The sequence below is a fragment of the Lacinutrix sp. MEBiC02404 genome, from assembly GCF_053601575.1.
In genome coordinates, this window is the sequence record NZ_JBSHNV010000143.1 from 118,115 (window position 1) to 144,027 (window position 25,913).

Annotated in this window: 15 protein-coding genes; all 15 read left to right on the forward strand. The window is 34.2% G+C overall.

What is annotated here, in order from left to right; translation table 11 throughout:
- The first annotated feature begins 2 nt into the window (after nucleotides 1–2).
- The 15 genes from ACVCXO_RS04975 (at nucleotide 3) to ACVCXO_RS05045 (ending at nucleotide 25,515) form a co-directional block, all read left to right on the forward strand.
- Entirely contained in the window at nucleotides 3–1,871 is a 1,869-nt protein-coding gene (locus tag ACVCXO_RS04975) for a CRTAC1 family protein (RefSeq protein ID WP_452228497.1), read from the forward strand.
- Between the two features lie 27 nt (nucleotides 1,872–1,898).
- Nucleotides 1,899–3,467: an MFS transporter gene (locus tag ACVCXO_RS04980; protein WP_452228498.1), complete on the forward strand. Its 1,569-nt coding sequence runs from the start codon at nucleotides 1,899–1,901 to the stop codon at nucleotides 3,465–3,467.
- Between the two features lie 23 nt (nucleotides 3,468–3,490).
- Nucleotides 3,491–4,507, forward strand: a complete 1,017-nt coding sequence (locus ACVCXO_RS04985; RefSeq protein ID WP_452228499.1) for a family 16 glycosylhydrolase — start codon at nucleotides 3,491–3,493, stop codon at nucleotides 4,505–4,507.
- A gap of 4 nt (nucleotides 4,508–4,511) precedes the next feature.
- Nucleotides 4,512–6,170 carry a sulfatase gene (locus tag ACVCXO_RS04990; RefSeq protein ID WP_452228500.1) on the forward strand — a complete coding sequence of 553 codons (1,659 nt, stop codon included), beginning with the start codon at nucleotides 4,512–4,514 and terminating at the stop codon, nucleotides 6,168–6,170.
- Between the two features lie 12 nt (nucleotides 6,171–6,182).
- On the forward strand, nucleotides 6,183–7,937 hold the full coding sequence (locus ACVCXO_RS04995; RefSeq protein WP_452228501.1) for an FAD-dependent oxidoreductase: 1,755 nt from the start codon (nucleotides 6,183–6,185) through the stop codon (nucleotides 7,935–7,937).
- Between the two features lie 235 nt (nucleotides 7,938–8,172).
- The gene (locus ACVCXO_RS05000; RefSeq protein ID WP_452228502.1) at nucleotides 8,173–9,198 is read left to right on the forward strand and encodes a hypothetical protein; all 1,026 of its coding nucleotides are present in this window, start codon (nucleotides 8,173–8,175) and stop codon (nucleotides 9,196–9,198) included.
- Between the two features lie 37 nt (nucleotides 9,199–9,235).
- Nucleotides 9,236–10,804 carry a sulfatase gene (locus ACVCXO_RS05005; RefSeq protein ID WP_452228503.1) on the forward strand — a complete coding sequence of 523 codons (1,569 nt, stop codon included), beginning with the start codon at nucleotides 9,236–9,238 and terminating at the stop codon, nucleotides 10,802–10,804.
- Between the two features lie 217 nt (nucleotides 10,805–11,021).
- Nucleotides 11,022–11,966, forward strand: coding sequence for a family 16 glycosylhydrolase (locus ACVCXO_RS05010; protein ID WP_452228504.1), 945 nt, complete (start codon nucleotides 11,022–11,024; stop codon nucleotides 11,964–11,966).
- A 177-nt stretch (nucleotides 11,967–12,143) separates the two neighbouring features.
- Nucleotides 12,144–13,802 carry a sulfatase gene (locus ACVCXO_RS05015; protein ID WP_452228505.1) on the forward strand — a complete coding sequence of 553 codons (1,659 nt, stop codon included), beginning with the start codon at nucleotides 12,144–12,146 and terminating at the stop codon, nucleotides 13,800–13,802.
- Between the two features lie 165 nt (nucleotides 13,803–13,967).
- The gene (locus ACVCXO_RS05020) at nucleotides 13,968–15,857 is read left to right on the forward strand and encodes an FG-GAP repeat domain-containing protein (protein ID WP_452228506.1); all 1,890 of its coding nucleotides are present in this window, start codon (nucleotides 13,968–13,970) and stop codon (nucleotides 15,855–15,857) included.
- Nucleotides 15,858–15,861: 4 nt separating this feature from the next.
- A complete protein-coding gene (locus ACVCXO_RS05025) occupies nucleotides 15,862–17,310 on the forward strand; it encodes a hypothetical protein (RefSeq protein WP_452228507.1) in 1,449 nt (482 codons plus the stop codon).
- 3 nt (nucleotides 17,311–17,313) lie between these two features.
- Nucleotides 17,314–19,599 carry a beta-galactosidase gene (locus ACVCXO_RS05030; RefSeq protein WP_452228508.1) on the forward strand — a complete coding sequence of 762 codons (2,286 nt, stop codon included), beginning with the start codon at nucleotides 17,314–17,316 and terminating at the stop codon, nucleotides 19,597–19,599.
- 21 nt (nucleotides 19,600–19,620) lie between these two features.
- Nucleotides 19,621–21,126 carry a sulfatase-like hydrolase/transferase gene (locus ACVCXO_RS05035; protein ID WP_452228509.1) on the forward strand — a complete coding sequence of 502 codons (1,506 nt, stop codon included), beginning with the start codon at nucleotides 19,621–19,623 and terminating at the stop codon, nucleotides 21,124–21,126.
- A gap of 11 nt (nucleotides 21,127–21,137) precedes the next feature.
- Nucleotides 21,138–22,145, forward strand: a complete 1,008-nt coding sequence (gene mgrA, locus ACVCXO_RS05040; RefSeq protein WP_452228510.1) for an L-glyceraldehyde 3-phosphate reductase — start codon at nucleotides 21,138–21,140, stop codon at nucleotides 22,143–22,145.
- Between the two features lie 190 nt (nucleotides 22,146–22,335).
- Entirely contained in the window at nucleotides 22,336–25,515 is a 3,180-nt protein-coding gene (locus tag ACVCXO_RS05045) for a T9SS type B sorting domain-containing protein (RefSeq protein WP_452228511.1), read from the forward strand.
- Nucleotides 25,516–25,913 lie beyond the last annotated feature (398 nt).

Here is a 25,913-nt window from a genome sequence, read left to right on the forward strand (position 1 = left end):
CTATGAATAAAAACACTAAACATATTTCAAAGTATGCCATACTCGTTTTCTGTATGCTTTTTTGCGTCGGATTTGGGTATTCTCAAACCAAATTCAATGAGGTCTTCAAAGAATTTCCGAGACAAGAAAAAAATCTTAGAAAATGGGATGCTCCAGTAGTTGCCGATTTAGATCAAGATGGTCATCTCGATTTACTGATTAACGATCATGGTTTCGGAATTCAAGTGCAATGGAATAACAATGGCAAATTCGCAAAGCCTTATGATGTTATCATGGGAGATTTACATGGTGTTTCTGTTGGCGATATCGATATGGATGGAAATCTAGAAGTGATCATGTCGCGTGGTGGAGGATCTGGTAGTAATGCCAGAAATTCTAAAATGTTTGGTGTGACTAAAGAACGTAAGTTTATTGAAATGGGCGATTTTAAAGCCCCATTGGCAATGATGCGTGGTAGAACGGTTGCTTTTATAGATGGGGACAACGATGGTGATTTGGACTTATTAAATTTTGCGTTTCCTGATGGTGATAAAAAGGGAGAAACCGAGAATTATATCTACGAGAACGATGGCAACGGTCAATTAATCTTACATGGAACCATACCAGCAATAAAAGTGAATGGTCAAAAAACGTTAGTTACCGACTTTAATGGTGATACTATTTTTGATTTCATTTTATATGGTGAAGGTGCGTTAAAAGCTTACAAAGGTAATGGCGATTTAACGTTTGAAGATGTATCCAAAAAAGTATTTCCTAAGGATATTGAAGACGTTACTGGTATTGCTGAAATTGATTTTGATAACGATGGTGATTTCGATTTATATATCACTAGAGGAAACGAATTTAAAAAAGGGGAAACTTTTTATGATAAGGAATCAAAAACTTTAGGATTTTTCACTAAACGAGGCGAATTAGAGCTAGAAGATATAGAAATAGGAGATGTATTGCATCTTGAAAATTTTCAGTCGCAGTGGCCAAACAACGATACCTATTATATTGGTGAAGCTTCTTACAATTATGAGTTTGAAGGTGAAACACATTCTGGTAAAGATATTAGATTAGTTAATAGTGATGCATTAGGGTTTCCAGATAATGCAAATTACAAAGAAAAGAAAGGTTGGTATATTGGTTATGTTGGTAACAGAAAATGGCGAATCTCAGGTTTTCTTTGGGCACCAGCTACTGGAATTGTTCATGGTGTAGAAAGGTATACGGAAGAGAACCATTCCGAAGGTTTAAATGATATGCTATTAGAAAATAATGGAAAAAAGTATAAAGACGTAACCAAAGAATTTGGTTTAACTAACAAAGAACATACAATGGCTGTTAGTGTTGCTGATTTTGATAATAATGGTTTTCAGGACCTATTGGTTATTCGAAGAGGAGACTTAATTCATGCTAATGAATCCATAGTTTATTTAAATAAAGGTGCATTAGGATTTGAAAAGGTTCAAAATCACAATATCATTTCCACAGAACTCGGCGCTATAGGTATGGCTGTTGAAACTTTAGATTATGACCAAGATGGTAAAGTAGATGTTGTCATAGGAAACGAACGTGGAAAATGGCATTTATTTAAAAACGAAACTACAGAAGCAAAAAAAAATAATTATATCACGGTTGAAGTTGGTAATTCTAAAAGCGGAAAAGCTTCCGCTCTAGGAGCCATTGTAGAGGTGAAATCCTGTAAGAATAAACAATCACAACGTCTAGGCACAACAGGTGCCCAATATTCTTTAAGTCATAATAATTTTGTGCATTTCGGATTAGGAGCATGTGCGTCAGTAGAAGTAAAAATTACTTGGACGAATGGTGAAACAGAGACTAAGACTATTTCAACAATAAACAAGAGTATCAAAATAGGGAACTAAATATAAACTAACTAAACAACAATAAAAATGAGTAAATACACAAAAAATGCATTTATATACGCTATAATAGTAGCTATAGGCTCGTTTGTCTTTGGTTTAGATGCTGTATTAATTTCGGGAGGATTTAAATTTATCACCCAAGAATTTAATTTAACAGCTTCGCAAGTTGGTTTAATAGGTTCAGCACCTGGTATTGGAGTTTTAATAGCATTACCGCTAACCGCATTTTCAGCAAACAAGCTTGGAAGAAAGTTAACACTACAAATTATCGCGATATTTTATATTGTCTCTGCCGTTGGTTCTGCTTTTGCACCATCATTTTTATCTTTATATTGGTTTAGATTTTTAGGTGGATTAGCCTTTAGCTCCGTTACTTTAGCTTCTATGTATATTGGTGAAATTGCACCTGCAGAGCAAAGAGGTAAATTAGTTTCTACGCTACAAATAAATATGGGAATTGGTTTTACAGCAGCTTATTTAATTAATTATTGGATTTTACAAAAAATGGGATCTGATTTACAATGGGTAAAAGATTTGAATTTAGCGGAAAACGGCTGGCGTTATATGCTTGGTATAGAAATAATACCAGCAGTTATATGGTTTTTCTTATTGTTTTTAATTCCAAAAAGTCCTTCTTGGTTAATCTATAAAGGTAGAATTGACGACGCAAAAAAATCGTTAGCAAAAGTATATCCAGAAGATAAAGTAGAAGTACAAGTGCAACAAATGGTTGCAAGTGTAGAAAATTCAAACACTAGTAGTTCATCAACACTCAGTCAAATAAAAGAGATTTTTAGTAGTAAAACAAGAATCGTATTAATAATAGCATTTACCCTAGCAGTAGTTCAGCAATTTACAGGTATGAATGCTGTTATGATTTATGCACCTACCATGTTTGAGCAATTAGGTTTAGGCACAGATGCCGCATTTTCTAGTACCATTTGGATTGGTGTAATTGGTTTAGTAGCTACTTTAATCTCCTTAACTTTAATTGACAAATTTGGTCGTAGACCAATAGTAATTGTTGGTTTAATTTTAATTATTATAAGTATATCATCTGTTTCTTACGGATTTAAGCAAGCAACTTACGAGGTAACTCCAGATGCTATTGTTAAAATGAAGGACATTCCAAGCATAGAAAATTTAAATGCTATAGTAGGAAAAGAATTTAATAGTGATATTGCATTCAAAAATGCTTTAACTGAAATTCTTGGAGTAGAATCTGTTCGTGATAACTCTGGTTCTATTTTTAAAGAAACTGCAAATATGAATGCCATGTTAATATTGCTAAGTATTTTAGCTTTTATTGCTGCTTTCAATTTTTCTATCGGACCAATTATGTGGGTCTTGCTTTCAGAGATTTTTCCAATTTCTAACCGTGGTGTAGCAATACCTTTATTTGCTTTAATTTCTAGTACCGTTAGTGCTTTAGTGCAATACTTATTCCCTTTAGAAATGGAACATTTTGGAGCTTCCACAACTTTTATAATTTACGCAGGTATTGTACTTGTAGGTCTGCTCGTATTATACAAATATCTTATAGAAACGAAAGGACTTTCTTTAGAAGAGATACAAGAAAAACTTCAGAGAAATTAATGAATTATTCAAAATTAAAAACTATGAAAGCAATTAGAAAAAATACCATACTACTTGTGCTATTATCCTTGGTTTTTACCTTCGGAAATATATCGTGTTCTGATAGTGATGATGCTAAGCCAGATCCAATGGATAATGAAAACCCAGACCCAGATCCAATACCGGATCCAGACCCAGATCCTGATCCGACACCAAATGCCAACTACCCATTATCCGATCAAGACAATTTAGGGAATTGGGTGTTAAATACACAAGTTAGTGACGAATTTAATGGTGCCGTTTTAGATGAAACGAAATGGCAAATTCAAGGTGTAGATGGTATTTATAAATCTAACTTTATAGGTAGAGCGCCTTCACAGTTTAGTACAGAAAATGCTATAGTAGAAGATAATATGCTAAAAATACTGACAAAATGGGAACCTGATTTTTCGTTTTCTTCCATACCTCAAAATGGGGTTGATTACGAAAACATTACTACTGCAGCGGTTATTAGCAAAGCACAATTTCAGTATGGATATATGGAAATTAGAAGTAAAGCTGCTAACGCAGAGGTTACTAGTTCTTTTTGGACTACTGGACCTGGAGCAGGAGCAAGCGTTCCAAATAAATCAGAATTAGACATGTTTGAAATGTTTGGAGGCCATAAAACAAATGCGGATTGGAAAAAAAGATTAAAATTTAACATGATAAGTTGGGAGCCAAATAACGATTACTATTCACCAAATGGTAACGGACCTGCTTATACCAGAAACATACAAGCCGATAATAATACTGCAGACAATTTTCATGTCTATGGATTTGAATGGACTTCAGAATATGTAAAAGTATATATCGATGGCGAATTGCATCCAAATGGAACATTTACAAAAGCAGAAGTAACAAATAATGGTGCAGATCCAGACCGTTGGGTTACAGATGTTGCATATTGGATTTGGTTTGATTCTGAAACATTTCCTTGGTTAGGTATTCCTGAAGCATCCGATTTAGTAACACCTGCAGAATATCAAATAGATTATATAAGAGTTTGGCAAACCAATTAATATTATGTTAAAAAGAATACCATACAAAAACTTAGGATTATTAATTGCACTCCTTTTTTTATTTAATTGTAAGTCTAATATTGAACTGGTAAAGTCAAAACAGAAACCTAATATTCTATTCATTGCAATAGACGATTTGCGCCCGGAATTGGGAGCTTACGGTTCAGAAATAGCTGTGAGTCCTAACTTAGATAAGTTGGCAAGCGAAGGTTTACTTTTTAATAATGCGTATTGCCAACAAGCTATTTGTGGTCCTTCAAGAGCAAGTGTTCTCACTGGAATTCGACCAGAAACAAGTGGCGTTTTTCATAATTATATAAAATTTAGAGAAGTAAATCCAGAAGTAGTAACCTTACCACAACATTTTAAACAGAATGGTTATGAAACAGTTTATGCAGGTAAAATCTTTCATCATGGCGATTTAGATGAAGAAAAATCTTGGAGTAGATTACCAGCTTTAGATAGTATGACTTCAAAAGGCATCAAAAACCCAGTTGGTTTTGCCTTAGAAAAAAACAATAAAGAACGCGCTGAAACGCGTAAAGCAATGATCGCTAAGTATGGAGATATTGCTAAATTTGGTTTAGCTTCTGGAACAGCTTATGAGTCTGCTGATGTTTCTGATAACACTTATAAAGATGGTTATAATACAGAGTTAGCTATTGCCACAATGAAGGAGCTAGTATCAAAAAACGAGAAGCCTTTCTTTTTAGGTTTAGGCTTTAATAAACCACATTTAAATTGGGTTGCACCAAAAAAGTATTGGGATTTATACGATAGAAATAAAATTGCGCTTGCGCTCGAATCTGAAGGCCCAGAAAATGGTGCCGAAATGGGATTGCATCCATCCTTCGAACTTAGAGTAAGGAGCGGTATTCCTAAAAAAGGTCCAATAGATAAAGATTTAGCAATTACTTTAAAACACGCCTATTTGGCTTGTGTGAGTTATGTAGATGCACAAGTTGGTAAAATGATAACCGCATTAGAAGATGAAGGCATTCGTGATAACACAATTATCATCGTTTGGAGTGACCATGGCTTTCATTTAGGTGATATGGGGATTTGGGGAAAAGCAACCAATTACGAAATTGCCACACGTGTACCATTAATGATCTGGACGCCAGATATGCCAAAAGGAAGTCAAGGAAAGACAACGGATGCTTTAGTTGAATTGGTGGATATGTATCCAACACTAGCCGATTTAGCAGGACTTGAAATCCCAGATCATGTTGAAGGTATAAGTTTCAAGCCTTTATTAGAAAACCCGAACACAGCATGGAAGTCGGCAGCATTTAGCCAATTTCCATCGCCAGCATTAAGAGAGTGGGGAGCGTTTCCTATTAGACCAGCAATGCGAGAAACATATTTTGGTCCTTTATTAGAAGAAGTCGAAGAGCGCATTAAAGCACAACAAGGAGATAAATGGAATAGAGATTTATTTGAAAATACTTTAATGGGTTATGCCATGCGTACGGATCAATATCGATTTGTAGTATGGAAAGACAGAGATAATTTTAAAACAGAGCCTGTATTTATAGAATTATTTGATCATAAAACAGATCCTTTAGAAACAAAAAATATAGCAGAAGATAATCCTAAATTAATCTATAAACTAATAAAACAGTTTAATAAAGGTTGGGAAGGAAATCTACCAACCAAATAAAATAGCCTAATTATGAAGAGAAGAGAATTTTTCAAAAAAGGAACTACAGCAGTTATTGCTGCAGGAGTTGTACCTATGGTATTTACTTCATGTGCAAGTACCAAAGATATAATTTACGATACAGAAGAAGATAAATGGTACCATCTTGGAACAGGAAAAACTGGTACACCAAATAGAAAACCTGAGTCTAATTATGATGTTGCCGTTATTGGTGGAGGCGCGGCTGGTATTTGTGCTGCTGTTGCTGCAGCTAGAAACGGGTCAAACACTGTTTTAATTCAAGATAGACCTGTTTTAGGAGGTAATGCTTCAAGTGAAATACGAGTACACTTAAACGGTGTTAATAATATAGAAGGAAAAGCAGAGCGAGAAACAGGAATTATAGAAGAAATACTATTGCATAATCGATTTGAAAATGAGCAGGAAGCATTTCCTGTATTTGATCATGTTTTATATGATTTTGTATTTCGAGAGCCTAATTTAACCTTGATGCTCAATACACAAGCAATTGAAGCCGTTATGGATGGTGATAAAATTAAATCGGCACTGTGTTGGCAATCTACAACAGAAAAAATGTACACTATTAATGCGCCAATTTTTATTGACTGTTCAGGTGATGGATTACTAGCGGCAACTTCTGGCGCAGAGTATAGAACTGGACGTGAAGGCAAAGCAGAATTCAATGAAAAATATGCTCCAGATAAACCAGACGGTTGGCAAATGGGAGCATCGCTTTTAATGTCTTCAAAAGATATGGGAAAACCAATGAAATATACACCGCCATCTTATGCCATAAAATACACCCATGAAGGTGGTCATAAAAGACGAAAATTCGCAGGATTTCACGAAGGGATTTGGTGGATAGAAGTTGGTAGTAAAGATGATATCATTGCAGATGCAGAGGTGAATAGACATAAATTAATGGCATATTTACATGGCGTTTGGGATTTTATTAAAAACTCGGGTAAGTTTCCTGAAGCTGAAAATTTGGCTTTAGATTGGGTTGGTTCTTTACCAGGCAGAAGAGAATCGCGTCGTTTTATAGGAGACTATATTGTTTCAGAAAAGGATATGACAGAGCATAAACATTTTGAAGATGCGGTAGCTTTTGGAGGCTGGTCTTTAGATGAACATAATCCAGGTGGTATAGAAAATATATCAGAACCACCAAGTTATTTTCATTATCACTTTAAGGAAGTGTATCAGTTTCCGTTTAGAAGCTTATATTCAAAAAATGTTTCTAACTTAATGTTTGCTGGTCGTAATGTTAGTCAAACGCACATTGCTTTGTCTTCTAGTAGAATTATGGCAACTTGTGCATTGCAGGGGCAAGCAGTTGGTACAGCTGCTACTATTTGTAATAAAAGAAAGATCTTGCCTAGAGAAGTTGCTAAAAAATACATAAATGAATTACAAGAACAATTGCTTAGAGATGATGTCTTTATTCCAAAGCGACCAGCAAAAGATACTAATGATTTAGCTAGACAAGCAAGTTTAATATTCGCGTCATCTACTTTTTCAGGAGATGTTAAAAACTTAACCAATGGTATGTCTCGAGATATTGATGGTAAAATTAACCACTGGCAGTCTAATGGTTTATCAGCCGAAATTCAAATGGAATGGGAAAAATCAATTTCACTTGCGCATATAGAATTAAAATGTGACACGAATGTAAAACGAAACATTATGATGCGAAAAGATAGCAGAAATGATGATTTGTATGGAAATAGCGTTCCGGAAGAAATGGGAAAAACTTGGTGCAATTGAAGCCAATAGAACACGTTTAATTAAACTAAAATTTGAAACACTTAAAACGACAGCCATTAGAATTAAAATGACTGAAACATATGGTGCGAAAAATGTAAAGTTATTTGAGGTACGCTGTTATGCATAATAAATGCTAAGTCAATTTAAAATAACATTTTGGTGGGTAATTTCGCTAGTTTTGGTTTTCAATGGGATTATTTCCAGAGGACAATTAGACTTAAGCGAAGTCAAACATATGGTTTCAATTAAACATCCTGGAGAAGATGATTTTGTAGAGGTTATACTTACAGAAGTACAAAACAAAAATGGTCTTCCTATCGAATATTATATGGATGTTAAATCCGTTATTTGTTTGGCAGAAGTTTGTAAGGTTATTCCAGTGACATTGTACTGGAATAATATAGGTCAGTATAAAAAGTATCAAATTAAAAAAGGAGTGACCCTAGAAAAATATGAAGCTGATATATTTGAACCCAACGATTATAAAAAACTGCAGAACATTTTAGAAAATTCAGATTCACCTTTTAGAGATGTTTTTCTTGAAGATATTTGGACGGTTCCAAGTGCTATAGACCAAGACGTTGATGCTATTTCTGGTGCAACAATTTTGTCTTTAGATGAAAAAGACACGGTTCCTGGAGCAGCTTTAACCTGTTATACATTATGGCATTGGGCAAATGGAAATATTGTTTCCGTAATAAAAGAAAAAACAAGTAAATCTGTTTCTAATTCACAATTAAAGAATTTTATTACTAACGATAATCACACTTATTTTAATATAGCATTAAAAGAATTAGAGCAAAGAAATATATACAAAGCAGATTTTGTGGATATTATTATTTACCGCGTTTTAAAAGATGATTTTTTGCTTAAAAACGCATTTGGTTATTTAGAAAAAGCAAGACCTGACACTTATTTATATGCCGTATCTGAAGTGTTCTTTCAGGGAGAAAAAAAACAAAAACTATCTGCTATTCGCTCACTTAATAATTCAGAAATAGACATTCCTAAATTATATTTGGATCGTTTAAGTGAAAAATTTAAGAATCTTGAATCGTATCAAGAAGTGTCATCTTTATTTGAATTAATGCAGAATAAGAACCCAAATTCTTCAACTGTAAATAAGAATGTAATTTCGCTTTTAGATTCTGATATTTTTATTGCAAGAAGAGCATATTGGTTTTTAAGTAATCAAAAGTTGACTTCAAAACAAGAGAAGAAATTTCGAGAATTCCAAAGGAAGAACAAAGACAAATTATAACTAAGTCTTATTTTTAGAAAAAAATCAAAATTCAAAAATGAAAATAAAGTATATATTACTAATAGTTATTACTATTTTCTTTCAAAATTTGTTAATTAGTCAGCATAAAAAGAAACCAAATGTAATATTGATTGTCGTTGATGATTTAAATGATTATACAGGTTTTTTAGGTGGCCATCCACAAGTTAAAACACCACATATGGATGCTTTAGCTGCAGAAGGCACTGTATTTACAAATGCACATACCAACGCACCAATTTGTGCACCTTCGAGAGCGAGTATGTTAACAGGTATTTATCCGCATGTTTCTAAAAATTTTTGGTTTGATAACTGGACTGATAATGACGTACTAAAAAACAGCAAATCTATAGCTCGGTTTATGAGTGATAATGGCTATAGCACATATGCTACAGGAAAATTAATGCATCACAGAGAGGAATCGGAATGGGATGAATATGGTATAGAAAACGATTTTGGACCTTATGCTTACAATGGGAAAAAGGTTGTCGCGCATCCATCCACGCCTAAAGCATATTATTCTAATAAAAATGATGAATTATTTACATCTCTTGCAGATGTGCCTAAAGTAAAAGCTACAGATTCTACTCCTGGATATAATGGATGGTATGATGTTAAAAATAAGAAACCATTTAATTATGTAAGTGATGAGGATCGCGATTTGCTAAATGACGAATTAAGCGCGGAATGGGCAGTTAATAAATTAAAAAGTTTAGATAATTCTAAAAAGGACAAGCCCTTTTTTATGGCAGTTGGTTTTGTGCGACCACACACACCTTTAGTTGCGCCACAGAAATATTTTGATAGGTATCCTTTAGAAACTTTAAAAATTCCTGTGATAAAAAAGAATGATAATGAAGACACGTATTATCGAACCACATTTTCATGGGCAATGCCATGGACAACACATTACCAAGATTTAGAAGCCTCTTATAATAGTATCGATGATGGTTTACGTGAATATGTACAAGCTTATTTAGCCTGTGTGAGTTTTGCCGACGATCAAGTTGGGAAAGTCATGGATGCCTTACGTAACAGTAGTTTTAATGAAAACACGGTTGTTATCTTAGTGAGTGATCATGGTTATAATCTTGGAGAAAAAGATTTTATTTATAAAAATAATCTTTGGGAAGAAACTACTAAAGTGCCTATGGTTATTAGGGATTTAGGTATTAAAGAGAGTAAAGGGAAACGCATAAATCATCCTGTTTCATTAATTGATGTATATCCAACTATTGCAGATTTTTGTAATATCAAATCCATGAATACTAAAAATGATTTAGGGAAACCTTTAAATGGTTTTAGTCTGAAACCTTTTTTAGAAAATGATGAAGCTTATAAATGGAATGGACCAGATGTGGCATTAACAGTTGTTAGAGGAAAAAATAAAAGTAGTTTGCCTAATGAGCAAAGTTATTCTGTAAGATCAGAAAAATACAGATATATCTTATACTTTAATGGTAAGGAAGAATTATACGACCACACCAACGATCCTTACGAATGGACAAATTTGGCTACGGATAAAAAATATGCTCTAATCAAAGTGCAATTAAATAATCAACTGCATCAATTATTGGATCTAGATTAAGATAAAATAATGCACACAACAGATATTTTTTTAGTTTATCATTTTCTAATTTAGTGCTAACTTGTCATACGAGATAAAATTAAACTATAAACTCTTTTTATATGAAATTACGCCTGATTTTATAGGTTTCTTAGTACTAGCAATGAGTTGTAATTCTAACAAAACAACTAAAGAAGAATACCTTTATTAGAAATCCAATAATTAAAATATAAGTCCATTGAAAAAATTATGCTATTACATAGTGTTACTTGTCTTTATGACCACAAGTTGTAAGTCAAAACAAATACCAGAAACCAAAAGTTATCAACCAACTTCAGCATCTCAAACTGCAAATAATTGGAAGTTAGTTAACAATTTATCGGATGAATTTAATACTACCGAAATCAATTGGGATAAATGGTTTAAAACTAAAAGCTTGCCAAACACCACAGGTTGGAAATGGGACAACACGAAAAATATTAAGCTAAACAACGGTGTGGCCGAATTAATAATGCAACACAATGAAAATAATGTTTCTGACGGTGGAACTTATTTTAAATCGGGTATTTTAAAATCAAAAGAAACCTTTACAACCGGATATGTTGAAGCTAGAATTAAGGGAGCTATAATAGATGTTCTTGGACCAATAAATGGCTATGGAGTGTGTCCTTCTTTGTGGTTATATAGTGATTTCGACAGAACCGTAGAAGAAGGCAAAACCGTTTATTGTGAAATTGATATTGTAGAATTACAGCAGTTTGATTGGCATAAAGGACATCAAGATGATATTAGGGATTCCGATCACAACTTACATTTGGTTAAAAAACAAAATGGAAAAGACGTATGGTTTAGACCAAAAAAGCATCCAGAAACACAATTAAATAAATACAGACTGAAAGATGACCCAAGTAAAAATTATCATATTTATGGTTGTGAAGTCAATGAAAAAGAAATTATATGGTACGTTGATGGTGTGAAAATTGCAAGTAAACCTAACACAGATTGGTATAGGCCAATGAACGTAACCGCTTCTTTAGGTTTGCGAAGACCTTTTGTGAAATTTTCAAATAATGCTAATCGAGCTGTAGATCCATTGGAAGATGAAGAAGCAAAAAAGCAATTACAAGGTATGCCAACTACGATGTATGTTGATTATATCCGAGTTTGGACTAAAAAAAAATAGTTTATTAATAGTTTAATCGCTTTTTGTATTCAGAAATAATTAAGGGGTCAGCATTTTTAACTTTTAATTTTTCAGAAGCGAAAGGATAAAATAATGCACCTAACAGATAATTTTGATGCTTATAATTTGGTTGATTATGGAGACATTGTACTATCGGTATAAACTAAAATACTTCCTATGAAAATACGCTTGATTTTAATTGGCTTTTTAGCACTTGTAATGAGTTGTAAGACCAACAATACAACCAAACAAGAAGCACCCAAAAAGCAACCCAATATTCTTTTTATTGCTATTGACGATTTACGTCCAGAGCTAGGAGCTTACGGTTCCGATATTGCTGTTACGCCAAATTTAGACAAGTTAGCAAGTCAGGGTTTATTATTCAATAGAGCATATTGTCAAGAAGCTATTTGTAGTCCGTCTAGAGCTAGTTTAATGACAGGTGCGCGACCAGAAACCATTAATGTAGTTGAAAATTTCACCTATTTTAGAGATGCAAATCCTGATATTATAACACTTCCTCAGCATTTTAAAAATAATGGCTATGAAACCGTTCATACCGGAAAAATTTATCACAAAGAAGCATTTGCAGATTTAGATTTATCGTGGAGTAGAGAACCTGCTAACGATAAAATGACTATAAAAAGAAGTAGAACACCAGGCGGTTTTGCAAATCTAGAAAGCCAAGAGATGTTTAAAAAGAATCAAGCAGATATGATTGCTAAGTATGGGCCGGATGCACCAAGAAACGGATTAGGAAAAGGACCAGCTTACGAAAACGCAGATGTGCCAGATACGTTTTATGAAGATGGTTACAATGCAGAATTAGCAATTGTAACGCTAAAAGACATGTTAGAAAAAAATCCCGATAAGCCTTTCTTCTTAGGAATGGGAATGAAAAAACCACATCTGGATTGGTTAGCGCCAAAAAAGTATTGGGACATGTATGATGCTTCAAAAATTAAATTAGCGACCCAAACTACTGCGCCAGAAAATGGAGCAACAATGGGTTTACATCCTTCCTTTGAATTACGTGCCAGATTCGGAATTCCTAAAAAAGGACCTATTGATGATGAAATGGCGAGAGTTTTAAAACACGCCTATTTAGCTTCTGTATCATACATAGATGCACAAATCGGAAAAATGATTCAAGGTTTGGATGATGCTGGAGTTAGAGATAACACAATTATTATTGTTTGGGGTGATCATGGTTGGCATCTTGGAGAAATGGGTATTTGGGGAAAAGCTACCAATTATGAAATTGGAACTCGTGTTCCAATGATGATTTGGACACCAGATATGCCAGCAGGAACTAGAGGGAAAACAACCGATGCTTTAGTAGAGTTGGTAGATATGTATCCAACATTAGACGAATTAGCAGGTTTGGAACAACCAGCGCATTTAGAAGGTCAAAGTTTTGTGCCTTTATTAAGCAACCCAAATAAACAATGGAAAGATGCTGCGTTTAGTCAGTTTCCAACACCAGCTTTAAGAGAATGGGCCGCAAACCCTTTATCTGTTGGTATGCGCGAAACCTATTTTGGCCCTTTAATAGAGGAACAAGAAGCGAAAATAAAAAAGCAACAAGGTGATAAATGGGATAGAAATTTGTTTGAAAACGACCTAATGGGTTATGCGATGCGTACAGATAGATACCGTTTTATCGTTTGGAAAGATTATAAAAATAAAGAAAAACCACCTGTGTTTGTAGAATTATTTGACCATAAAACAGATCCAACAGAAACAAAGAATATTGCTGAAGATAATCCGGAAATCGTTAAAGAATTAATGATTCAATTTAATAAAGGTTGGAAAGGAAATATGGCTGAGTTATAGAAATGAAAAACGATAAGTCAAAATGAAGTTGAAAATGAATTTGAAATCGAAACTTAAAAGTTGAATCATAAGATTATCACCTTCAGGATTAGTGAGAAACAAAATATATTTTGTTTTGAAACTATCGAGCAAAGCTCTTAGGGGTGTTTTTCAAAAAAAATAAAAATGAAATCAATAATAACAATTTTTGCCGCTTTACTAATCTTCAGTTGCAGAGCACAATCCAAACAAATAACTAATGTTAAGACTGAAGCACAATCAGCTACAACACAGTTCTCTGAAGATGAAAGTATTATTCAACTAGAAAACCGTTCGCGTAGAAAGTTTGACAATGCAGTAATAGCCGATTTAGATCAGGATGGTTTTTTAGATTTATTATTGATGGAACATTCGCGTCGTGTAGAATTATATTGGAATAATAATGGCGTTTACGAAAAAGGGGAGCCGTTTATTTTTGGTGATACGCATGGTATTGCAGTTGGCGATTATAATTTTGATGGCATTGTAGATATTCTTGTTCAACCTGGTGGTGGAGATGGAAAAAATCCTCGTAAGGTGAGACTTTATCAAGCATTTCCAAATCGTACTATTAAAAAAGAAGGAGATTACAAGCATTTTAAAGGTGGTCGTGGTCGCGCTACAAAATTGGTAGATATCGATCAAGATGGAAAATTAGATCTAATTACGTCTGCATTTCCAACGCTAAAGGCATTAGACAAGGGAAATGTTGTTTATAATAGTGATACTGCATTAGCATTCAAGTTTAGTCAATATTTACCACATGCAGATAGAATGAGCATGAGAACCTCGCTTATAGATTATAATGGAGACAATATTACAGATATTATCTTTCATGGAGGTCAAGAAATGGTTTTAGTCAAAGGTTTAGCGGATGGCAAATTTGTGGATGCTTCCAAAACTGTTTTCGGAGATCTTCCGAAGATAAACCTAGTAAATAGTATTTCGGAAATTGATTTTGATAATGATGGCGATAATGATTTGTTTTTAACACGTTCAAAATTGCCTTTTGATTCGGAAAGTGAATATGATGCAGAAACTAAATCCTTTTATTTTTTTGCAAGACGAAATGCTTTCAACTTTGAAAATATTGAAGTAGATGGTGATTTGGAAATCGAAAATCTACAGATGGCTTATCCAAATTTTGATATTTTCTTAGGTGCTGAAAAGAAATTATGGAAACGTAAAGAAGATAAGCATGGACATCATGATTTAAAAATCACACAAGCTGAAGCACAAGGATTTCCAGAAGACACGAAAGCCAACGGATTATATATTGGGCATATTGGTAATGGAAAGTGGAGAATAGCTGGTTATACCAATTCGCCAACTAGTGGTGTTTTACATCATGTTACAAAATCACCAGAAATTATTGCATCTAAAAAACTGCCTGCTAAACTCTTAGAGAATAGAGATGGTACGTTTGTGGATGTCACAGAAGCCTTCGGAATTAATATTGCAGAGCAAACCACAAGTACGGCTGTTGGAGATTTTAATAACGATGGTTGGTCCGATATTTTTGTATTGCGTTACGGCAATTCAGCAACAGAAAATAAACATATTCTTTTATTAAATAAAGGTGGAAAGTCTTTCGAAAGTGTAAATTCTCATGGGCTTATAACAAAAGAACTAGGAGCTACAGGAATGGGAGCAGATGCGTTTGATTATGACAAAGATGGTGACCTCGATATTGTTTGTGCTAATGAAAGAGGTAGATGGCATTTATTTACAAATAATCATACGTCAATGACTAATAAATATGTGGTTGTAGATGTTGGATATGCGCCTTCAGGAAAGGCAACTGCAATGGGAGCTGTTTTAAAAATAAAAGCCTGTGGTAATACCTATAAAAGAATAGTTGGTGCTACATCATCCTCTTATTCCCATAGCTTTAACACACAATTGCATGTTGGTTTAGGTAACTGTAGCAAAATCGAATCCGCATCCGTTTTATATACTAATGGAGAAGAAGTGGATGTGCCAATTCGTAAATTAAATACCATATATACAATAGGAAGTAAAACACTTAAAAAATAAATACATGAAATCACTTTTAACCCTTTTAATAGTATTTATAACATGTAGTTGTATAGCACAAAACCCGAAAACTGTTTCTGTAGAAGAAAATTATAAAAATTGGAATTGGGAAAACGTATATGTTGCCAAAAACAAATATATCAGCTTGGCTGTTGTGTCAGATGCTGGAGGACGAATTCTAGAATATAATTTAGGAGAAGTGCCTTCTTTGTGGTTGAATTCAGAAATGTTAGGGAAAACATTTCCTGCAACAGACGAAATAAAACAAAACGAATGGCGCAACTTTGGAGGTTATAGATTAGTACCATTACCTTTTGAAAACTGTTCTGTAGATAGAGAAGGAAATAGAGGGAATCGTTGGCCACCACCAGTAATTATTGGTGCTGCTACTTACGATGTAACTAAAGGGAAAAACGACTTAGGTTTTGAAACTATAGAAGTGCAATCTGGAGTGCAACAATTACCTGTGCCTAAGTTTTTTGGCAATATAGGATTTGTGTATCCCGATAAAATTGAGGAAGAAATACAATATGCAAGAACATTATATATAGAACCCAATAGTAGTTTGGTATATATCGATCACACCTTAAAAAATGTTGGGGATAGGGAAGTGAAACGCGGACTTAAAATTTCGAGTCAGCATGTTTCAGAAACGGAAAAAGGATTACATGATGGTGAAAACTATGTGGCTTATGTTCCTTTTGATAAAAATTTAAAGTTACCAAATGGAGAACAATTCGAAATCACAACCAATGCAGACCAACGTTGGAATTACCTCAATCGTAATCGTTTTAAATTAGATAAAAAGAATCCAGAACATATTGAGAAATATTACAATCATGGTACCAACTGGAATGGTGAAGTCGCTCCAGGAATTTATGAAGTAGCATACGATTATAACCAAATGGCAGGAATTCACATGATAGCTTCCGAGTCTTGGTTGTGTTACGTGAATAAAAAAACCAATACCGCTTTTGCGAAAATTATGGAGCCTTATAATCCAGAATTGGAATACGATCATGGTTTAAACAATGCTATTTTTTGTAGTGGCTTGTCGGAAGGATATATAGAAACGGAAGTACAAACACCACTTTATACTTTAGCACCAAACGAAAGTTTTGATTACAGAGAAATTCATGGTGCTGCTCAAATTGAAAATGCACCCGTTTTAAACGTGAATTTAGCAGGAATTACAACCAAAAAAATAACATTTACTAATTCCGGAAATAGTGTAGAAGGCACGTATGGGGTTTTTATAGAAGGTAAAGCGGTACTGCAATTTAAAACAGGAGATACTCTTTTAAAATCTTACGATGTAGAGAGCGTGAATCCTTTAAAAGTTTTTAAAATGAATGTAGCAATCGAAAAACCAGCGTATTTTGATACGATGCAAATCGTGGTTATCGATACGAATAAAAATGAAACTGTTTTAGATAGTTTATATTTTCAATAAAGGATGATTAGAGCTTCTTTGTATATCTTATTTTTAGTCAGTATGTTGTCTTGTACCACTGTACAATCGCAGTCTACAAAGTCTATCGCTAAGACAAAAATTAAAACGCTTAAAACACTTATCCATACTTTAGAACAGCAAAATATTGAAACGCATAAAGAAGAATTAGCAATTGCTACTGCCGAAACGTTTTTAAAATTTGCCATTTGGGATGAACGTAATTTGGAAGAAAATACGGAACTATTCAAACAAATAAATATCTATAAAGATAGTGCAGCTATAATGGCGCAGAAACTACCAAAGTTTGAAAGAAATGATGTAATAAAACTATTAGATGAGACTATAGAAACTGCTCAGAAATTAGTCAATAATGAGATTAAAAGAACACCTTATATAAGACCAAATTGGTCAGAAATCACATTAAAAGGAAGCAGTTTGTTGTATAAAAATAGACCGGTATTTTTGCATGATTACACATGGAAACCTACTTCAGATAAGCTATCTACATATTTTGGAGCATTAAATAATGCTTTTATTGCTCCTAGTCAGTTAGAAAATAAAGAAGGAAATCTAAATAAATCCGTAACAGAACGATTGCAAGCCAATACATCTAACAACACAGGTTTTGTGTTTATTTCGCATAAAGGGATACCAAAATGGGCTTCCAGTGCTTATGGTGAAGAATTTGGTCAAATTATTGGTAAACCATTTACATCGTATGATATTGATAATCCTGGAGCACTAGATATGTTATCCAAATTATTTAAGGCAACAGTTCCAACTTTTGTAGAAAAAAAATATACGCAATTAGGGTATATGTTAACAAATGAACCTCGTTGGGCTAATTACACGAATGGTAAAAAGAAAGTTTGGTTTCGATCGGATGTTTCCAATTATACCATTCAAAAATTTAAAACTTGGCTTCAAGAAAAGCATAAAACGATAGCAGTTTTAAATACACTTTGGAATACAAACTTGAAAGATTTTGATGCCATAGCTACTGTTTTACCTGTAGATATTTCAGAAAGAAGTACTGCGAAATGGTACGATTGGACGACTTTTAATCAAGAACGAGTAACAGATTGGTTTACGTTTATGAAATCTGAAATCCGTAAATACGATCCTAAAGCAAAAGCACATCTAAAAGTAATGCCTTCTATTTTTACAGACAATGATCCAGATTCTGGAATCGATTGGGAAGCATTAACCGAATTGAGTGAAATTAACGGAAACGACGCTGCATCGCATTACAATAATACGCGACCTGACACTTTTGAATGGGACGATAATTATATTTGGAACTGGAGAGAATTATATATGGGTTACGACTTTTTAAAATCGATTCAACCCAATCAAATCAATTTTAATTCGGAAAGCCATTTGCTTAGCGGCAGTCATGTTCGTGATTTATATATGAATCCTAAATACGTTAGAGCTTCGTATTGGTCTGCACATATTTTAGGTTTAAACGTTTCACAAACTTGGTTTTGGCCTAGAAGAGAAGATGGTTCATTACGTGCAAATTCAGGGAAGGGGTATGCAGGATCTAACAATCAGCAGCCACGTGTTACATTCGAATTAGAAAACACACTATTAGATTTAAATCGTTTTTCGGAAGAGATTACAGCCTTTCAGCAACAGAGAAAACCTATTCGTTTATTTTATTCTAAAACATCGGCTACTCAGAATGCGGGATATATGGATACGATGTTTGCTTTATATGAAAGCTTAAATTTTGAAGGTTTGCCTTTAGGTTTTGTCACTCAAAACATCATCAAACGTATAGATAATTCAGATTGGGATGTTATATTAATTCATAAAACAAAACAAGTTACCTCTTCCGAATTGCTAACGCTTCAAAAGCATTTAGATGCTGGAGGAATAATTGTTATAGATAATGAAAGTCTGAAGACGGATGAATATGGAAGGCCAATTTCCGCTTTAAAAGCAAGTAATGGTCAATTACTATTCGTTGCAACTTTAGAAGAAATGAAAGTTAAAGCATTATCTATATTAGATGCTAAAAATCAGTTGCCAACCGTAGAGATTATTGAAAACGATGGGAATGACGTAAAAAAATGTATCTGGAGAGTGATTAAAAATGAGGCAGGAAACCAAGTGTTATCGATACTAAATGTTGGAAAAACAGACGTAAAGTTGCGGGTAAAAAATAGAAAATCGAATACAATAATAGCCTTTAAAGAGCTAATAGATGGCGTGCCAATGGAAGCATCACCAACGCTAAAACCTTATGAAGTGTTATTTATCGAAGAAATTAAAAATGAATAGAAATACTAAATCCTTTTACAAATGAATATATCAAGAAAAATAATAGGAGCATGCAGTTTTTTGCTACTTTTAGCTGTAGGTTGTAACGCTACCAAACAAGGCGCAGAAGATACAAAAGAAGAAAATACAACGGTGGAAACTAAAATGGTGGAGACGCCAAAACGACCAAATATTGTCATGATTCTATGTGATGATTTGGGATATTCGGATGTTAGTTTTAACGGTTCTAAAGATATTACAACACCCAACTTAGATGCTTTGGCTGCCACAGGAACAAAATTTACTTCGGCGTATGTACCACATCCATTTTGCGGTCCTAGTCGTGCAGGAATTCTAACCGGTCGTTATGCACACACTATTGGTGCACAATTCAATTTACCACCAAATAGCGAAACCATTGCTCAAGGTATTGATGTAAATGAAAAATTTATGAGTAAAATGCTTAATGAGGCTGGTTATAGAACAGGTCTTGTTGGTAAATGGCATTTAGGAGCAGTAGATAAATACCACCCAAATAACAGAGGATTTGATGATTTTTATGGCTTTTTAGGAGGTGGACATAATTACCATCCAGAAGATTATAAGAAAAAGTATGCAGATGCTGAAAAACGAGGTGTAAAAGTGATTTGGGATTACCTATCTCCTTTAGAACATAATGGGGAAAAAGTAACCAATGATACCGAGTATTTAACAGATGAATTATCTAATCATGGCGTTCGTTTTATTGCCGAATCTTCAAAACAAGACAATCCGTTCTTTTTGTTCATGTCTTATAATGCGCCACACACACCTTTGGAAGCGAAGAAAGAAGATTTAGAAATGTTTGCTAATATTAAGGATAAAGACCGTCGTACCTATGCCGCTATGGTGTATGCTGTAGATAGAGGTGTTAAGAGTATTGTCGAAACTTTAAAAGCAACTGGTGAATATGATAATACGCTAATCGTTTTTTATAGTGATAATGGAGGGCGACCAGATAAAGGAGCAAATAACTTCCCTTTAAAAGAAGGGAAAGGAAGTGTTTATGAAGGTGGTTACAGAGTACCAATGTTTTTCCATTGGAATGGTGTTGTGCCTGCAGGAAATGTGTACAACGATCCTGTTTCTGCTTTAGATTTATATCCAACATTTGCAAAATTAGCGGATGCTACAATTCCTTCGACTAAAACATTAGATGGGAAAGATATGTGGAATAATTTTATGACGAATAAAGAAGTTCGAGAAGATGGTAATATCTTCACTATGAGACATAGAAATGGATTTAGTGATGTTGGTGTAAGAAATGGAAAATGGAAAGCTGTAAAGGCGTATAAACAAGATTGGAAGTTATTTGATATCGATAAAGATATTAGCGAGACTAATGATATTAGTGCAGCGCATCCTGAAGTTTTAAGGAAATTAGTAGCAGATGCCAAAGCGTGGAGCGAAACACATGTGCAACCAAAATGGTGGCATAATAAAAAAACAGGTGAAGAATGGAAAGCAGATAAAATGCCACATTTTGAAAAGACATTTAGTCTAAATTAATACTTTTCAAAATGACCATAAAGGATAAGTCAAACACTAAAACGTATAAAGCTTCCGAAGATAGATATGATAAAATGATCTATAATAGAAGCGGTAATAGTGGTGTGTTATTGCCTGCAATATCTTTAGGGTTATGGCACAACTTTGGATTTGTGGATGCATTTCAAAATGCAAGAGAAATTTTAAGGTGTGCATTCGATTTAGGGATTACTCATTTTGATTTAGCTAATAATTACGGACCGCCTTATGGTGCTGCAGAAGAAAATTTTGGGAGGATATTTAAAAAGGATTTTAAGTCTTATAGAGACGAGTTATTTACTTCTACCAAAGCAGGTTATGATATGTGGCCTGGACCTTATGGAAATTGGGGATCTAGAAAATATTTAATCTCTAGTTTAGATCAAAGTTTGCAGCGCATGCAATTGGATTATGTAGATGTATTTTATCATCACAGACCCGACCCAAACACACCTTTAGAAGAAACCATGCTAGCTTTATCGGATATCGTTAGGCAAGGAAAAGCATTGTATGTTGGAATTTCTAACTATAAACCGGAAGAAACAGCGAAAGCTTCAAAGTTACTAAAAGCCTGGAATGTGCCTTTTATAGTGCATCAAGCACGATATTCTATTTTAGATCGTTGGGTGGAAGATGGATTGTTAGATACATTAAAAGAAGAAGCCTTGGGTTGTGTAGCCTTTTCTCCTTTGGCGCAAGGCATGCTTACCGATAAATATCTAAAAGGTATTCCGCTGCATTCTAGAGCCGCAAAAGAAAACACACACTTGGATGCCGAGAAAGTAAAAGCAACGATTGCCAAGGTAAAAGTATTAAACAGTATTGCAGAATCACGAGGACAAAAATTATCGCAAATGGCAATTTCATGGTTGCTTCATAAGCCAGAAATTACTTCCGTTTTAATTGGAGCTAGTTCCACAGAGCAACTAAAAGAAAATGTGAAAGCTCTAGAAAATTTAAGTTTTTCGGAAGAAGAATTGAAAAAAATTAATGTTTGCTAATCTAGTCTTCTTGTTTATTAATTATTTTATTTCGGAACAATTCCCATATTTTATAAAATTTCTTATTAATTCTAAAAATGGGTTTAGGTAAAATACTCTTATTATAAGTTAAAAAAGCACTGAGAATTATATAAATATTAAAGTAATATAGCAAGGTAATAACCAATACAGTAACTAATTATCCTTGGACATGGCATTAAAAAATAGAGTATGTATACTATTAATTTTACTTTTTATTTCATTAGATAGCAATGCGCAATTAAGCTTTTGCTCTGGTAATTCTGGAGACCCCATTTTTACGGAAAATTTTGGTACTGCTCCAAGTGCTACTTTGCAAAATGTATCCTTGCCTTCAGGAACAACAACTTATAATTTTTTAGGTGCCACAGTATTTGGTGATGGTAAATATACCGTTTCCAATAGTTCAGACTACTGGAATTGGTTTGATGGTCCTAATTACGGATTCGAAGATCATACACCAGGCGATACTAATGGAAGAATGTTAATTGTTAATGCTAGTCATACTCCAGGCGAGTTTTTTAGTTTACCTGTTTCTGGACTTTGTGAAAATACAACCTATGAATTCTCTTCTTGGTTGGTTAATTTAACACCTAGAGATTTGTATAACATTGGTAGCTTGCCAAATCCATGTAATGTAAGTTTTGAAATATGGGATAGTTTAGATACAACGCAGCTAGCATCAGGAACTACTGGTGATTTTTTTGGTGGACTAAGCACAGATACTGGAGAATGGGTTCCATATGGCTTGGTATTTCAAACGTTAGTCGGTCAGACTTCAGTGATTTTAAAAATGGTAAATAACGGCGTTGGTGGTTATGGAAATGATTTAGCAATAGATGATATTGTCTTTAAAACTTGTGGTGATTTTATTTCGATTGGTGATAGCGCAAATAATCCAAATATTTCCATTTCTAGCTGTGAAACGCCTTATGCAACAACACTAACCGTAACTCCAGATTTCTCTGTCTTTACTTCACATTTTTATCAATGGCAAGAAAGTATGGATGGGATTACTTGGACAGATATATCAGGGGAAACTTCAGCAAGTAGCACTATAAACGGTATTACTGCTACAACCTATTATAGATCAAAAGTTGCCGAATCTATGGTGAACTTGAATAATTCGTCATGTAATACGGTTTCAGATGTATTTTCGATTACTGTAAATCCAGTACCTGCCAATCCAGGAAATGTAAACTGTTGGGATAATTTTCAGTTAGACGCTACTTCATGTCTGTATGTAAATCTAGGAACGGTGCCTACCAACCCAGGAAACGTTACCTGCTGGGATGATTTTCAATTAGACGCTACTTCTTGTACGTATGTAAATCTAGGAACAGCACCTACTAATCCAGGAAATGTAAACTGTTGGGATGATTTTCAATTAGACGCTACTTCATGTTTGTATGTAAATCTAGGAACTGCTCCTTCTAATCCAGGAAACGTTACCTGCTGGGATGATTTTCAATTAGATGCTACTTCTTGTATGTATGTAAATTTAGGAACGGCACCTGCTAACCCAGGAAACGTCACCTGTTGGGATGATTTTCAATTAGATGCTACTTCTTGCATGTATGTCAATCTAGGAACGGCACCTACTAATCCAGGAAATATGACCTGTTGGGATGATTTTCAATTGGACACTACTTCTTGTATGTATGTAAATTTAGGAACAGCGCCTATCAATCCCGGAAACGTAACCTGCTGGGATGATTTTCAATTAGATGCTACTTCCTGTATGTATGTAAATCTAGGAACAGCACCCACTAATTCAGGAAATGTAACCTGTTGGGATGATTTTCAATATGACGTTGCATCGTGTATGTATGTAAATCTAGGAACTGCACCAACTAATCCCGGAAACGTCACCTGTTGGGATGATTTTCAATTAGACGCTACTTCTTGTACGTATGTCAATCTAGGAACGGCTCCTATTAATCCAGGAAACGTTACCTGCTGGGATGATTTTCAATTAGATACTACTTCTTGTATGTATGTAAATCTAGGAACGGCACCTACTAATCCAGGAAATGTAAATTGTTGGGATGATTTTCAATTTGACGCAACTTCTTGTATGTATGTAAATTTAGGAACTGCGCCTATCAATCCAGGAAACGTAACCTGCTGGGATGATTATCAATTAGACCCTACTTCTTGTCTGTATGTAAATCTAGGAACTGCACCAACTAATCCAGGAAACGTGACCTGCTGGGATGATTATCAATTTGACGCTACTTCTTGTCTGTATGTAAATTTAGGAACTGCACCTACCAATCCAGGAAACGTTACCTGTTGGGATGATTATCAATTAGACCCTACTTCTTGTCTGTATGTAAATCTAGGAACGGCACCTAATCATCCAGGAAATGTAACTTGTTGGGATGATTTTCAATTAGACACTACTTCTTGTTTGTATGTAAATCTAGGAACGGCACCTACTAATCCAGGAAACATTACCTGCTGGGATGATTTTCAATTAGATACTACTTCTTGTACGTATGTAAATCTGGGAACGGCACCTACTAATCCAGGGAATGTAACGTGTTGGGATGATTTTCAATTAGATACTACTTCTTGCATGTATGTCAATCTAGGAACTGCACCAACTAATCCAGGAAACGTAACTTGCTGGGATGATTTTCAATTGGATGCAACTTCTTGTATGTATGTAAATCAGGGAACACAACCATTAGATACCGTGGAAGAATTTGTAATGTTTTGTGAAGGGGAAACCATTATATTATATGCAAACACCACGATAGTAACTCCTAATTATTTGTGGGATTCGGGCGAAACTACAGATAGCATAACGGTTAGTAGTGCAGGGGATTATTCTGTTGAAGTATCCGATAGTTGCTCTACTACCATTATTAATTTTTATGTTTCGCAAATAGATATACCCGTTATTGAAGCTGTAACTTCCAATGGGAGTGATATTGTTGTCGAAATGACAAGTACAGGAGATTTCTTATATTCTTTAGATGGCATTTCTTTTCAAACAAACCCTACCTTTTATAATGTAGTTGCAGGTCAATATATCCTTTATGTGAAATCATCTGATTGTGATACTACGGTTTCTATTGCGCATTTACATTTCTATATTCCTAAGGTTTTTACGCCAAATAATGACTCTTATAATGATACTTTCTCCTTAGCTATATCTAATTATTTTGCTTCTACAGAGGTTTATATTTTTGACCGTTATGGCAAATTATTATATTCTGCTATAAACAGTAATGTAAATTGGGATGGAACATTTAAAAACAAGAAATTACCGTCTTCAGATTATTGGTATCATATTATCATAGGAGAACAGCAGTTTAAGGGACATATTACTTTAAAACGTTAATTATTCTCCAAATGCTAATTAGCGTTTACATGAAATTTGTTCCTCTTAACTTGGAGTAGCATTTGTGACTAAAAAAAACGGCTATTAAAGTCGATGCTCTAATAGGGAATAATGGAAGGTGGTCAGATAAGTGTCGAAATAAATAGGTATACATGTTACAGAAAAGTAATGACTTCTTTTGGGATTTGGATATTTTTTGATCTAAAAAATGCACTCTAAAATAAGATGTAGGAGGAGGATAGTTTTAAAATTATTACCTTTTTATAACGAAAAACTATTTTTTTTGCATCCCGAATAGGTCTCTATCGAACATAAAACGCAGATAATATTCATTTTTGTTCGGGATCCATCTTTGCTAATTGGTCTGGTAAAACGCTTTAATCCTCAAGAAAACCCTT